General features: G+C 66.3%; 11 protein-coding genes. 7 read left to right on the top strand and 4 right to left on the bottom strand.

All coding sequences use genetic code 11. The features are described from left to right. Positions 1 to 43 precede the first annotated feature (43 nt). The 7 genes from EV216_RS10900 (at position 44) to prfB (ending at position 9,839) form a co-directional block, all read left to right on the top strand. Positions 44 to 373, top strand: coding sequence for a sarcosine oxidase subunit delta (locus EV216_RS10900; protein ID WP_132695387.1), 330 nt, complete (start codon positions 44 to 46; stop codon positions 371 to 373). Beyond that, positions 370 to 3,381: a sarcosine oxidase subunit alpha family protein gene (locus EV216_RS10895; RefSeq protein ID WP_132695385.1), complete on the top strand. Its 3,012-nt coding sequence runs from the start codon at positions 370 to 372 to the stop codon at positions 3,379 to 3,381. The genes EV216_RS10900 and EV216_RS10895 overlap by 4 nt, the downstream gene beginning before the upstream one ends. Next, positions 3,374 to 3,949, top strand: coding sequence for a sarcosine oxidase subunit gamma (locus tag EV216_RS10890; RefSeq protein WP_132695384.1), 576 nt, complete (start codon positions 3,374 to 3,376; stop codon positions 3,947 to 3,949). Before EV216_RS10895 ends, EV216_RS10890 begins: the two co-directional genes overlap by 8 nt. A 63-nt stretch (positions 3,950 to 4,012) precedes the next feature. Then, positions 4,013 to 4,621, top strand: a complete 609-nt coding sequence (locus EV216_RS10885) for a superoxide dismutase (protein ID WP_132695382.1) — start codon at positions 4,013 to 4,015, stop codon at positions 4,619 to 4,621. A gap of 117 nt (positions 4,622 to 4,738) precedes the next feature. After that, positions 4,739 to 5,965, top strand: coding sequence for an N-acetylmuramoyl-L-alanine amidase (locus tag EV216_RS10880; protein WP_132695381.1), 1,227 nt, complete (start codon positions 4,739 to 4,741; stop codon positions 5,963 to 5,965). 128 nt (positions 5,966 to 6,093) lie between these two features. Beyond that, entirely contained in the window at positions 6,094 to 8,625 is a 2,532-nt protein-coding gene (locus EV216_RS10875; protein ID WP_132695379.1) for a penicillin-binding protein 1A, read from the top strand. Between the two features lie 86 nt (positions 8,626 to 8,711). Continuing rightward, positions 8,712 to 9,839, top strand: a complete 1,128-nt coding sequence (gene prfB, locus EV216_RS10870; RefSeq protein ID WP_132695378.1) for a peptide chain release factor 2 — start codon at positions 8,712 to 8,714, stop codon at positions 9,837 to 9,839. A 12-nt stretch (positions 9,840 to 9,851) separates the two neighbouring features. Here prfB and EV216_RS10865 read toward each other — a convergent pair whose 3' ends face one another. The 4 genes from EV216_RS10865 to EV216_RS10850 form a co-directional block, all read right to left on the bottom strand. After that, positions 9,852 to 10,484 (bottom strand): trimeric intracellular cation channel family protein, encoded by a 633-nt coding sequence (locus EV216_RS10865; RefSeq protein WP_132695377.1) that lies wholly within the window; start codon positions 10,482 to 10,484, stop codon positions 9,852 to 9,854. A 235-nt stretch (positions 10,485 to 10,719) separates the two neighbouring features. Next, positions 10,720 to 11,265, bottom strand: coding sequence for a bactofilin family protein (locus EV216_RS10860; protein ID WP_132695375.1), 546 nt, complete (start codon positions 11,263 to 11,265; stop codon positions 10,720 to 10,722). Then, on the bottom strand, positions 11,255 to 12,598 hold the full coding sequence (locus EV216_RS10855; RefSeq protein WP_279388207.1) for a DUF5930 domain-containing protein: 1,344 nt from the start codon (positions 12,596 to 12,598) through the stop codon (positions 11,255 to 11,257). Before EV216_RS10855 ends, EV216_RS10860 begins: the two co-directional genes overlap by 11 nt. 239 nt (positions 12,599 to 12,837) lie before the next feature. Then, positions 12,838 to 13,299, bottom strand: a complete 462-nt coding sequence (locus EV216_RS10850; RefSeq protein WP_132695373.1) for a peroxiredoxin — start codon at positions 13,297 to 13,299, stop codon at positions 12,838 to 12,840. Positions 13,300 to 13,350 lie beyond the last annotated feature (51 nt).

Genomic DNA, 13,350 nt, shown 5'->3' with positions numbered 1-13,350 from the left:
GCGCCCCCGCCCGTCTGATGCAATTCCAGACCGAGGGGGCGCGATGCTTCTGTTGACCTGTCCCAACTGCGGCGTGGCCGCGGATGAAACCGAACTCGCCCCGGGCGGCGAGGCGCATCTGACGCGCCGCGGCCCGGGCAGCGACGATGCCAGCTTCGAATCCTACCTGTTCCATCGCAGGAACCCCCGCGGCGTCCATTTCGAGCGCTGGCGCCATGCCCATGGCTGCGGCAAGTGGTTTCACGCCGCCCGCGATACCGTGACTCTGGAAGTCTACGGCACCTATCCCGCGCAATGTGCCGCCCCGCCGCGCGAGATCCTCGACCGGATCGCCGCGAAACATCCCGGTTTTGATTGGGAGGGCGGCGCATGAGCTTTCGTCTGGACAAGGGCGGTCGCCTGATCGACCGCACCGCGCCCTGCCGCTTCACCTTCGACGGCGCCGACCATGCCGGGTTCGTCGGCGACACGCTGGCCGCGGCGCTTCTGGCCAATGACCGGATGCTGGTCGGGCGGTCCTTCAAGTATCACCGCCCGCGCGGCGTGGTCGCTTCGGGGGCCGAGGAACCGAACGCGCTGGTGGGGTTGGGGCAGGGCGGCCGGTTCGAGCCGAACCAGCGCGCCACCACGACCGAACTGTTCGACGGTCTCGTGGCCGAAAGCCAGAACCGCTTTCCCTCGCTCGACTTCGACATCGGCGCGATCAATGCGCGGCTCGCGCGATTCCTGCCCGCGGGCTTCTATTACAAGACCTTCCTCTGGCCGCGCGCCTTCTGGAAGCATGTCTATGAACCCGTGATCCGGCAATCCGCCGGGCTGGGCCGCGCGCCGACCGAGGCCGACCCCGACAGCTACGAGCATTTCCACGCCCATGTGGATGTCCTTGTGGTGGGCGGCGGCATTGCCGGGCTCGAGGCCGCGCTGGTCGCGGGACGGTCGGGCGCGCGCGTGCTGCTGGTCGAGCAGACCGCCCATTGGGGCGGGCGCGCGCCGGTCGATGATGTCGAGATCGAGGGGCAGCCTGCCGAAACATGGGTAAGGGTCGCCGTTCAAGAGCTTGAAAGGATGGAGAATGTGACGCTCCGCCTCCGCATGCAGGGGGCGGGCGTCTACGATCATGGCCATGTGCTGGCGCATGAGCGGCTGACCGACCACGCCCCCGATGCGCCCGGCCCCCGCCACCGGCTGTGGAAGATCCGCGCCCGCCAGATCGTCACCGCGACGGGTGCGATCGAACGCCCGCTGGCCTTCCCCGGCAATGACGTGCCCGGCGTGATGCTGGCCTCGGCGGTGCGCGACTATGTGGTGAACTGGGCTGTGGCGCCGGGCCAGCGCACCGTGATCGTCACCAACAATGACGACGCCTATCGCACGGCGCTGACGCTGGTCGAGGCCGGGCTCACGGTGCCCGCAATCGTCGATGCGCGCAAAAGCGCCGAGGGGCCGCTGCCCGAGGCAGCCCGCGCGGCGGGCATCCGGGTGCTGACCGGCAAGGCGGTGGTCAGTGTCAAGGGATCCAAGCGCGTGAAAGGCGTCGGCATCGGCCCCGTGGGCGGCGTCGCCCTGCCGCTGGAGATGATCGCCTGCGACGCGGTCGCGATGTCGGGCGGCTGGTCGCCGGTGGTGCATCTGTGGTCCCATTGCGGCGGTAAGCTGGTCTGGGACGAAGCCCGCGCGATGTTCCGACCCGATCTGTCCCGCGCACCTACCAGTGCCGACGGGCGGCCCTTCGTCGTTCCGGCCGGCGCGGCCTCGGGGGCGCTGTCGGCTCGGGAGGGTCTGCCCGATGGCAGTCGTGCCGGTGCGGCGGCGGCCGAGGCGGCGGGATTCAAGGCCGAGGCCCGCGAATTCGTCATATCGAAATCATATGAGAATCATATGGATTTCATATGGATCATGCCGCGCCGGGCCGAGCCCGCCGCGCGGATGAAAATGTTCCTCGATTTCCAGAATGACGTGAAGGTGTCCGACGTCCAGCTCGCTGCCCGCGAGGGCTATGAAAGCGTCGAGCACGCCAAGCGATACACTACGCTGGGGATGGCGACGGATCAGGGAAAGCTGAGCAATATAAATGGTCTGGCGATTCTTTCTGATGCGTTGGGCGAAGACATTCCACAGGTCGGCACCACCACTTTCCGCCCGCCCTACACCCCCCTGACCCTAGGCGCCATCGCTGGTCCTGGCCGCGGCGCCACCTTCCAGCCGGTGCGCCAGACGCCGCTGCATGACTGGCACCGGGAAAACGGCGCCCATTTCGAACCCGTTGGCCAATGGCGCCGACCCTATAGCTATGTAAAAAAAGGAGAATCCGTATCCTCTGCAATCCGGCGCGAGGTTGCGAACACCCGCAACAATGTCGGCATGCTCGACGCCTCGACCCTCGGCAAACTTCTGGTCAAGGGGCCAGATGCTGGAAAATTCCTTGATCTTGTATATACTTGCATGATCTCGACCCTGCCGGTCGGACGCTGCCGTTACGGGCTGATCTGTTCCGAGAACGGCTTCCTGATGGATGACGGCGTGGTCGCCCGTCTGACCGAAGACAGCTTCCTCTGCCACACCACCAGCGGCGGGGCCGACCACATCCACCAGCATCTGGAGGAGTGGCTTCAGACCGAGTGGTGGGATTTGAAGGTGCATGTCGTTAACCTCACCGAACAGTTCACCCAGATTGCGGTTGTTGGCCCCAAGGCACGGAAACTGCTTGAGAAACTGGAGGGTGACATCGACCTGTCAGCTACGGCGCTGCCCTTCATGGGCTGGGCCGAGGGCCGTCTGGCCGACATCCCGGCACGGGTCTATCGCATCTCGTTCTCGGGCGAACTGTCCTTCGAACTGGCCGTTCCGGCGGGCCGGGGTCGCGAATTCTGGGAGGCCTGCCTTGCCGCCGGGGCCGATCTGGGCGTGATGCCCTATGGCACCGAGGCGCTGCATGTGATGCGGGCCGAGAAAGGCTTCATCATGATCGGCGACGAAACCGACGGCACGGTGATCCCGCAGGATCTGGGCCTTGGCTGGGCGGTATCGAAGAAAAAGGACGATTTCATCGGCAAGCGCGCCCAGCAACGCAGCCATCTGAGCGACCCTGATCGCTGGAAGCTGGTGGGGCTGGAAACTCTGGACGGTTCGGTTCTTCCCGATGGGGCCTATGTCGTGGACGAGGGCCGCAACGCCAACGGTCAGCGCAGGACGCAGGGCCGCGTTACCTCGACCTATTTTTCGCCCACGCTTGGCCGGGGTATTGCCATGGGGCTTGTCCGGCGCGGCCCCGAGCGGATGGGCGAGGTGATCGATCTCGCCCGCAGCGATGGTACCACCGTCAAGGCCCGCATCGTCAGCCCTGTCTTCTACGACCCGGAAGGGGATAAGCAGAATGCCTGAGCCCGTCACAGCCCTTGCAGATGTTCGGTTCGAGGGTATCGCGATCATCGCTGCGGCGCCAACGGCGGATATGGTCACGCTGCGCGCCGATCTTGCCGCGCGCAAGGTGCAGGCCGCGGTCAAGCAGGCGGTGGGCGTAGCCGTCCCCGCACCGCTTTGCGCCAACATGCGGGACGGGTGTGGCGCGGGCTGGATGTCGCCCGACGAATTGCTGCTGTTCGTACCGCGGGGCGAGGGGGCGGCGAAAGTTGCGGCACTCGACACCGCGCTTGCCGGGTTGCATGCAGCCGCCGCCGACGTTTCGGACGCCCGCGCCGCCTTTCGCATATCCGGTCCCGCCGCGCGCGAGGTACTGGCCAAGCTGACGCCCGCCGACATGGCCCCCGGTGTGTTCCCGCCGGGCGGGTTCCGGCGCACCCGTCTGGCCCAGGTGCCGGTTGCGATTCGGGCCGATGCGGACGGTTTCACGCTTCTCTGCTTCCGTTCGGTCGCGGGCTATGTGTTCGATCTGCTGTCCGGGGCGGCCGCGCCGGGGTCGGCGGTGGGCTATTTCGCCCCCGGGGCTTGACCTCCCCCCCGAAGCGACGCCATCTAGGTCAAAGTGACGCAGCAAGGACCAACAGGGGGATCCATGGCCTTCGAACTTCCCGACCTTCCCTATGCCCATGACGCGCTCGCCGATCTGGGCATGTCGCGGGAGACGATGGAGTACCATCACGACCTGCACCACAAAGCCTATGTGGACAACGGCAACAAGCTGATCGCGGGCACCGAATGGGAGGGGAAATCCCTCGAGGATATCGTCCGGGGCACCTATCAGAAGGGCGCCGTCGCGCAGAACGGCATCTTCAACAACGCCTCGCAGCATTGGAATCATTGCCAGTTCTGGGAAATGATGGGGCCGGGCAAAGCCGCCATCCCCTCGGAGCTTGAGGCGAGGATCAATGATGCCTTCGGCTCGGTCGGCAAGTTCAAGGAGGAATTCTCGGCCGCGGGTGCGGGGCAGTTCGGATCGGGCTGGTGCTGGCTGGTGGTCGATACCGATGGCACGCTCAAGGTGACCAAGACCGAGAACGGGGTGAACCCGCTTTGCTTCAACCAGACCGCGCTTCTGGGCTGCGATGTATGGGAACATTCCTACTATATCGACTTCCGCAACAAGCGTCCGGCCTATCTGACGAACTTCCTCGACCATCTGGTGAACTGGGAAAACGTGGCCGCGCGGCTCTCGACCGCCTGATCCCTGTTGTCCGCCGGGCTTGCGGCCGTCCTGCGGGGCGGCCGTTTGCATTCCGGCTTGCGGTTCCGCCTGCCGCGCGGCTGCGCTATGATCGCGGCAAAACAAGAGCAGGCAGTCATGCGACATCCCCTTTCCCTCCTGCGCCTTGCGGCGCTTGTGCTGGGCCTTGCCGCGTCGGCCCCGGTGCTGGCGCAGGAACGGACGGCGCTGGCCCGGCCAGACGCGGCGAATTCGCGGGTGGCCGATGCCGGGGCAGGGGTTGCGTTGGTGCTCGACCTGTCCCAGCCGGTGCCCTACCGGGTCTACATGCTCGACAACCCGCCCCGGCTGGTTGCCGATTTCCGCGAGGTGGATTGGCGCGGTACAGACCCTGCGAAACTCGTCGCCACAGGCCGGGTCGTTGCGGCGCGGGCGGGGGCGCTGCAACCGGGCTGGTCGCGGCTGGTGCTGGAGCTTGGCGGACCCTTTGCCATCGAGACGGCCCAGATGGCGCGCGACCGGGCCAGCGGCCGGGCGCGGCTGTCGGTCCGCCTGACCCCCACCGATCCCGCCAGTTTCGCCGCCCGCCCGCCCGCCTCGGCGCTATGGGGCCTGCCGCCGCCCGAGGAACTGGCCCCGCCGCAGCGCCGCCAGGACGGCACGCGGCCCTTGCGCGTCGTGCTTGACCCCGGCCATGGCGGCATCGACCCGGGCGCCGAGCGGGGCGGCTTGCGCGAATCGGATCTGATGCTGACCTTCGCCCGCGAACTGTCCGAGGCGCTGATACGGGCGGGGCACGAACCGGTGCTGACCCGCGATGGCGATCATTTCGTGCCGCTGGAAACCCGCATCGACATCGCGCGCGCGGCCCGGGGCGATCTGTTCATCTCGCTGCATGCCGATGCGCTGGCCGATGGACAGGCCAGCGGCGGCACGGTCTACACGCTGTCGGAAACCGCGTCCGACAAGGCATCCGCGCTGCTGGCAGAGCGGCATGACCGTGACGCGCTGCTGGCGGGGGTGGACCTGACCGACAAGGATGACGAGATCGCGACCGTCCTGATGGACATCGCCCGCACCGAGACCGCACCCCGCGCCGACCGGCTGGCGGATGCCATCGTGGCGGGGTTGCAGACCCATGTCGGAAGCCTGCACAAGCGGCCGCGGCTGTCGGCGGGCTTCTCCGTGCTCAAATCGCCCGATATCCCCTCGGTGCTGGTCGAACTGGGCTTCCTGTCCTCGGAACGTGACCGACGCAACCTCGTTTCGCCCGAATGGCGCGCGCGGGCGATTGCCGGAATCGTCGGCGCGATCGGGGAATGGGCGGCCGAGGACGCGGCACAGGCGGTATTGCTGCGGCGCTGAAACCGGTCCCTCCCGAGGACGTGACCGGCAGGGCGGCGCATCGCGGCCCGGCCCGGGGCCGTTCGTTTTGACCCCGGACGCGGGGCGGCGTATAGAGGTCCATGCGATCAGGAAAGGGCAGGGGCGGTTTGATCCGTTTCATTCTCTCATCGCTCGGGGTGGTGTTCACGTTGATCACCCTCGGGCTTGTCGGCGCCACGCTTCTGTTGGGCGGGGTGTTCTGGACCTATGCCCGCGACCTGCCGAACCACGACGATCTGGCCACCTACCAGCCCAAGACCATCAGCCGGATCTATTCCGGCGAAGGCCGTCTGATCGACGAGTTTGCCGATGAACGGCGCCTGTTCGCGCCCGCCGAGGAAATCCCCGACCTGGTCAAGAACGCCTTCATCTCGGCCGAGGACAAGAATTTCTACAGCCACAAGGGGTTCGATGCCCGTGGCATCGTCGCCGCCGGGATCGAGGCGGTTCAGACACGGGGCGAGACGCTGCGCGGCGCCTCGACCATCACCCAGCAGGTGATGAAGAACTTCCTGCTGGGCGGCGAACGGACGGGCGAGCGCAAGATCAAGGAACTGATCCTTGCCGTGCGGATCGAGGAGACGCTGTCCAAGGACCGGATCCTCGAACTCTATCTCAACGAGATCTTCCTCGGCCAGAACTCCTATGGCGTGGCGGCAGCGGCGCAGACCTATTTCAACAAGACCCTGGCCGAACTAGCCCCCGAAGAGGCCGCGTATCTGGCCGCGCTGCCCAAGGCCCCCTCGACCTATCATCCGGTGCGCGCCTATGACCGTGCCATCGAGCGGCGCGATTATGTCCTGCGCCAGATGCTCGAGAACGGCCATCTGGATGCCGCGGCCCATGAGGCCGCCACGGCTCAACCGCTCAGGACCGTGCAGAACGGCGATTACCCGCCCTTCGCCGCCAGCCTGCCTGAACGCGACTATTTCACCGACGAGATCCGACGCCAGCTTTCGGGCAATTTCGGCGAGGCCGAGTTCTTCGGCGGCGGTCTGTCGATCCGCGCCACGCTCGACCCCGAACTGCAACTGGAAGCCGCCCATGCCCTGCGGCGCGCGCTGGAGGAGTTCGACCGGGGGCAAGGGCGCTGGCGCGGCAGCGGCCAGAAGATCGAACCAGCCGCCCTGGCCGACGAGTCCGCCTGGCGTGCCGCGCTGGCCCAGACCGAGATCGCGCGCGACATCGACCTGGTCGGCCCTTGGTTGCCCGCGGTCGTGCTGGCGGTCGAGGATCAGCGGCTGGTCATCGGCATCGAGGGCGTCGGGGGCACGGCCGAGGTGCCGCGCGCAGATACATCCTGGTTCCGCGGCGACCTGCGCCAGAATTTCACCCCCGGCGACGTCGTCCATGTCCGTCGGATGGTATCGGATTCCGATGGCAGCTTCATCCGCTGGACGCTGCGCCAGGTGCCCGAGGTGCAGGGCGGCTTCGTCGCGATGGATGTGAACACCGGCCGCGTTCTGGCGATGCAGGGCGGTTTTTCCTATCAGGACTCGGTCTTCAACCGCGCCACCCAGGCGACGCGCCAGCCCGGTTCGGCCTTCAAGCCCTTCGTCTTTGCCGCGGCGCTGGACAGCGGGTTCACGCCCGCGACCATCGTGATCGACGCGCCGATCGAGGTGGACACGGGCGCAGGCATCTGGCGACCCAAGAACGCCTCGAACCGCTTCTACGGGCCGACTCCCCTGCGCACCGGCATCGAACGCTCGCGCAACCTGATGACCGTGCGTCTGGCCAAGGAAGTCGGCATGGACACGGTCGCGACCTATGCCGAACGCTTCGGCGTCTATGACCGGCTGGAACCCTTCCTCGCAAATTCGCTGGGCAGCCAGGAGACCACGCTTTACCGGATGGTGGCGGCCTATGCGATGTTCGCCAATGGCGGCGAGCGGGTCGAACCCACGCTGGTCGACCGGGTGCAGGACCGCTGGGGCAAGACGATCTACCGCCACGACACCCGCACCTGCACCGATTGCGACGACCTGACCCTTGCTCCGGGCAAGGCGCCCAGCATCGTGACCAACCGCGAGCGGGTGATGAACGCGATCACCGCCTATCAGCTGACCTCGATGATGCAGGGCGTAGTGGAACGCGGGACGGCGGCGGGGCGGGTCAATCTCGGCGTGCCCACCGCGGGCAAGACCGGCACGACCAACGATGCGCGCGACGTCTGGTTCGTGGGCTTCACCTCGAACATCGTGGCGGGCTGCTACATGGGCTATGACCGCCCGCGCAGCCTTGGCGCGCGGGCGGCAGGCGGCACGCTTTGCGCGCCGGTCTTCAACGAGTTCATGAAAAAGGCGACGGCGAAATATGGCGGCGGGCCGTTCAAGGTGCCGCCGGGCGGCCGCTTCATCAAGATCGACCGCTATTCCGGCGGCCGCCTGCCCGACGATGCCACAGGCGAGCATGTCGTGGCCGAGTATTTCCGCACCGGCGAGGAGCCGATCTTCGGCATCGGCGCGATGGTAGATGGCGGCTTCGCGATGGGATCGGACCTGCCGCTTTTCGGCCGCGGCGAGGGCGACGTTGACCCCGCAGCCCCCCCGCGCGAGGTCACGACCTCGACGGGCCGCAAGGCGGTGGTCGGGCCCAAGGCGAATTTCGGCACGATTTCCTCGGGCGGGCTTTACTGAGGGCGGCCCGCTTGCCCGGGCGTGCGGGCCGGGATATGACCCCCATCTGAAACTGTCGGACAAGAGCTTGAAGGGGCACGGATGCCATGCGTGCAGAGGCGCAGAATACCGTCGCGGAGATCCGCAAGTCGCTGAAGCTGCTGGCCCAGCGGCTGGACTGGGACACGGCCGAGCACCGGCTGGAAGAATTCGATGCGATGTCCGAAGATCCGGGCCTGTGGAACGATCCCGAGCGCGCGCAGAAACTGATGCGCGAGCGTCAGGCGCTGGCCGACGCGATCGAGACCTACAGGGGCATCTCGCGCGAACTGGACGACAATATCGAACTGATCGAACTGGGCGAGGCCGAGGATGACAAGGAGGTGGTTGCCGAAGCCGAGGCGGCGCTGAAGGCGCTACGCGAGCGCGCCGCCCAGAAAGAGCTCGAGGCGCTGCTTGACGGAGAGGCCGATGCCAACGACACCTTCCTCGAAATCAACGCGGGTGCGGGCGGCACCGAAAGCTGCGACTGGGCTTCGATGCTCGCACGGATGTATGTGCGCTGGGCCGAGGCACATGGCTACAAGGTCGAGCTGCAATCCGAGAATGGCGGCGAAGAGGCGGGGATCAAGTCCGCGACCTACAAGATCTCGGGCCACAACGCCTATGGCTGGCTGAAATCGGAATCCGGCGTACATCGGCTGGTGCGCATCTCGCCCTATGACAGCGCCGCGCGGCGGCATACCTCGTTCTCGTCGGTCTGGGTCTATCCGGTGGTCGACGACAATATCGAGATCGAGGTGAACCCGGCAGATATCCGGGTCGATACCTACCGGTCGTCGGGGGCGGGCGGTCAGCACGTCAACACCACCGACTCGGCGGTGCGGATGACCCACATTCCCACCGGCATCGTGGTCACCTCGTCGGAAAAATCCCAGCACCAGAACCGCGACATTGCCATGAAGGCGCTGAAATCGCGGCTCTACCAGATGGAACTGGAGCGTCGGACCGCCGACATCCAGGCCCAGCACGACGCCAAGGGCGATGCCGGCTGGGGCAACCAGATCCGCTCCTATGTCCTGCAGCCCTACCAGATGGTCAAGGACCTGCGCACCGGGGTCGAAACCTCGGACACGGCGGGCGTTCTGGACGGCGATCTGGACCAGTTCATGGCAGCGACGCTGGCCCTGAAGGTGGCGGGGAAGAGCCGCGCCGAGGCTCAGGCCGAGGGCTGAGCCCGCGCGGTATCAGCGCAGATCCTCGGGCGGGCGTCCGGGGCGCGAGCGGTAGGCGGGCAGGGTCCAGCCGAAGGCAAGCGCGCCGCCGCGAACGCCCAGCGCCAGAACGAACGCCCCGCCCGCCGCAACCGGCAGCCCCATGCCCAGCCCACGCAGCGCGACATAGGCCAGCGCGCCGGTCATGGCGGCCGCAACATAGATCTCCTGTCGCATCAGCACCGAGGGTTCGCGGGCCAGAACATCCCGCAGGATGCCGCCGAATGTTCCGGTCAGCATTCCCATGGCAATGGCAACCGTCGCCGATCCGGTGACAAGAAGCCCCTTGTAGGCACCGAAGACGCCATAGGCCGCCAGCGCCACCGCGTCGAGCCATAGCAGCAGCCGATAGCGCGATTCCAGCAGATGCGCGGTGAAATAGACCAGAACGGCCGTCGCGGCGCAGACGACAAGGTAGAGATGCTGCGCCACCCAGAAGACCGGCACGCCCAGAACCAGATCGCGCAAGGTGCCCCCGCCGATGCCGGTGACCGCGCCCAGAAACAGGAAGCCGATGATATCAAGCTGCTTGCGCGAGGCCGCCAGCGCGCCCGTGGCGGCGAAAAGGGAAACGCCGACATAGTCCAGGATATCGACCGGGCTCATGGGTTGCAGTCCATGTCTTCTGATGGCAAGGGCACGGGATGGTCGTTGCAGTTCTGACCGGCGAAGGCAACTCTCGTCATTTGCGCCTGTCGTGACTCCCGAAATTGGCCGAAGGCAGGACCCGTCGCAGAGCGCCACCGCCGAAAGCTTCCATCCGGGGAGGCGGTCGCCAAAGAAAAGGGACCCGGTCGGCGTTGCGACTCAGGCCCCTCCGCCTCCTCCCTGGAGATTGTTGTCAGGTCTTGGGCGCCGCGCCCTCGGCCATCGTGCCAGTGGTTCTGCTGCTTTCACCCAGCACATGGGCGGGCTTTGCCGTGCCGCTGCGCTGGCCGGAGTTCAGCGGGTCGTCCTGGCGCTGCACAGAACCCTCGAAATGGGCACCGCTCTCGATCGCGATGGTCTTGTGGATGATGTCGCCCTCGACGCGCGCGGTCGAGGTCAGCCGCACCTTGAGCCCGCGCACCCGGCCGATCACCCGGCCATTGATCACCACGTCGTCGGCCACCACCTCGCCCCGGACAGTGGCGGATTCGCCAACGGTCAGCAGATGCGCCTGGATATCGCCGTCGATCGTGCCTTCGACCTGAATGTCACCCGAGGTCTTGAGATTGCCCGTCACCACCAGATCCGAGGAGAGCATCGAGGCCGGGGGCTTGGCCTTGGGTGCAGCCGGAATCGGGCTGTCGGAACCGGGACGAGGATACGCCGCCTCGGGCAGCTTTCCCTTTTCCGGCTCGCCAGCCTTGGGGCCGGGCTCATTGATCCTGCTTTTAGAAAACATCTCTTGCTGCCTTGATGTAGGTCATGGGGTTCACGGGTTTTCCGTCGACGCGCACCTCATAGTGCAGATGCGTCCCGGTCGACTGTCCGGTACTTCCCATATCACCTATCCGATCCCCGCGCGAGACCCTTTGACCCTCGCTCACCCGTATCTTGGACATGTGGGCATAGCGGGTTTCCAGCCCGAATTCGTGCCGGATCGTCACCAAGCGGCCATAACCCGACTGCCATCCTGCCTTGACGACGACGCCATCGGCGGTGGCATGGATCGGCGTGCCGTGCGAGGACGCGAAATCCACGCCCTCATGCATGCTGCGCGTGCCGGTGATCGGGTGCCGACGCTCGCCGAACGGGCTGGTGAAGCGGTAGGCGGATTTCACCGGCTGGGCAAAGGGCAGTTTTTCGGCAGCGATGCGGTAAAGGTTCAACTCGTCCATCCGCTCCAGCAGGGCATGGGCGCGAAGCTCGTCGGCGCTGGGGCTGTAGTCGCCCTTGGTCGAGGCAGAGATTTGCACCAGCGGTCCGCCCATGCCGACATAGCCCTGACGCACGCGGTCGATCAGGCGATCGGGCGAGAGGCCGGCGGATTTGAACATCTTTTCCAGCGGAACGACCGAGACGGTCAGCGCCTCTTCGAGCGACGTGAAGATCTGGTCGTTGCGTTCTGCAACAAGGTCATGCTCGTAGGCCAACGCCTCGGCCAATTCGAGGGCGGCGTTGGCGTTGGCGTTGGCGGTATCGCGCTCGTCGGCGGTCTCTTCCAGCGCTCCGGTCAGGAAGGCCAGGATCTCCTGCGCATCCACTGCGCGTGGGCCTTCTGCGATCTCTCCGCCCGGCTGGTCGGCAAGTGTGGCGGCCAGTTCCCGTGTGCGGGCGCGGGCGGCGTCGCGCTCTGCCATGGTCTTGCGCAGGCCCTTCTGCAGCACATCCATGCCAGTTTCCAGTTCGCGGTTGCGTTCCTCCGAAGAAAGCAGTTCGGACTGCATCCGCGACACTTCGCTCATCGCCATCTCGAAGCGTGCGCGCGCGGCGGCGGCCTCCTCGGCGGCCTGGTCGCGTTCGAGCGCGAGGGCGTTGATCCGCCCGTCATACAGGGCCTGCTCGCGCTTGGCTTGGTCGCGCAGGTTTCCGGCGCCGACCTGGTCCATCAGCACGATCGCTGTGGACAGCATCGCCCAGGCCATCACGGTGGCCCCGCCCGCCAGCCCCAGAAGCTGGGTCTTCGGCGATAGACGCAGGAAACGCGTGCTGTGGTCGGTGCGTAGAAACAGCCTTTGTTCGGGAAGATAGCGCCCAAGCGCCATATCGATGCGGTGGAGGAAACGCCCCGTCAATGCCTTCGCCTCAGCTGCCCATCTTGGTTAGTCGGGCGCAGGTGAAGCGTCGCCGACGCCCTTGTGCCTAGCCAGTGCCGACCGGCGCTGCAATTTTTTTCTACACTTTCTCAAGTAGTCGGCTCATTCCGGCAATAATCCGCCGATTTCGGCGCCCGTTCCGCGGAAGGCTGCCGGTCGCGCGTTGGCGCTGGTGGACGGCCGACCGCGGGTTCCGCCGGGTCGGCCGTGTCGAGCGATCAGAGCGCGCGCACCGCCTCCAGAACTTCCTCGGCGTGGCCTGGCACCTTAACCTTGTGCCAGGCCCGCGCGACCTTGCCCGCTCTGTCGATCAGGAAGGTGGACCGCTCGATGCCGAAGTATTTCTTGCCATACATCGACTTCTCGACCCAGACGCCGTAGCGCTCGCAGACATCGCTGCCCTCGTCGGACAGAAGCGGTACGCTGAGTTCGTGCTTGCAGCGGAACTTGCCGTGTTTCTCGACGCTGTCCTTGGAGATGCCGAAGACCCTTGCCCCCGTTGCCTCGAACTCGGCCAGCAGGCCCGAGAAGGCGATGGCTTCCTTCGTGCAGCCTGACGTGTCATCCTTGGGATAGAAGTAGAGAACCACGGGGGCAGGGCGCAGCGCCGAAAGCGTGACATCCGCGCCCCCGTCCTGGGGCAGGGTGAAATCGGGCGCGGTCTGGCCGATGTCGATCATGGGTCTGTCGGTCCTTCGGGTTCGCGGCCACTCGGTCGAGGGCCTTCGGGT

This window comes from Rhodovulum steppense (assembly GCF_004339675.1).
Classification (GTDB): Bacteria; Pseudomonadota; Alphaproteobacteria; order Rhodobacterales; family Rhodobacteraceae; genus Rhodovulum; species Rhodovulum steppense.
This window is presented reverse-complemented; position numbering and strand designations above follow the sequence as displayed.

What these genes read in the sequence shown, in the direction of transcription:
- EV216_RS10900 (WP_132695387.1), top strand. Translation starts at nt 44, where the DNA reads ATGCTTCTGTTGACCTGTCCCAACTGCGGCGTGGCCGCGGATGAAACC.
- EV216_RS10895 (WP_132695385.1), top strand. Translation starts at nt 370, where the DNA reads ATGAGCTTTCGTCTGGACAAGGGCGGTCGCCTGATCGACCGCACCGCG.
- EV216_RS10890 (WP_132695384.1), top strand. Translation starts at nt 3,374, where the DNA reads ATGCCTGAGCCCGTCACAGCCCTTGCAGATGTTCGGTTCGAGGGTATC.
- EV216_RS10885 (WP_132695382.1), top strand. Translation starts at nt 4,013, where the DNA reads ATGGCCTTCGAACTTCCCGACCTTCCCTATGCCCATGACGCGCTCGCC.
- EV216_RS10880 (WP_132695381.1), top strand. Translation starts at nt 4,739, where the DNA reads ATGCGACATCCCCTTTCCCTCCTGCGCCTTGCGGCGCTTGTGCTGGGC.
- prfB (WP_132695378.1), top strand. Translation starts at nt 8,712, where the DNA reads ATGCGTGCAGAGGCGCAGAATACCGTCGCGGAGATCCGCAAGTCGCTG.
- EV216_RS10865 (WP_132695377.1), bottom strand. Translation starts at nt 10,484, where the DNA reads ATGAGCCCGGTCGATATCCTGGACTATGTCGGCGTTTCCCTTTTCGCC.
- EV216_RS10860 (WP_132695375.1), bottom strand. Translation starts at nt 11,265, where the DNA reads ATGTTTTCTAAAAGCAGGATCAATGAGCCCGGCCCCAAGGCTGGCGAG.
- EV216_RS10850 (WP_132695373.1), bottom strand. Translation starts at nt 13,299, where the DNA reads ATGATCGACATCGGCCAGACCGCGCCCGATTTCACCCTGCCCCAGGAC.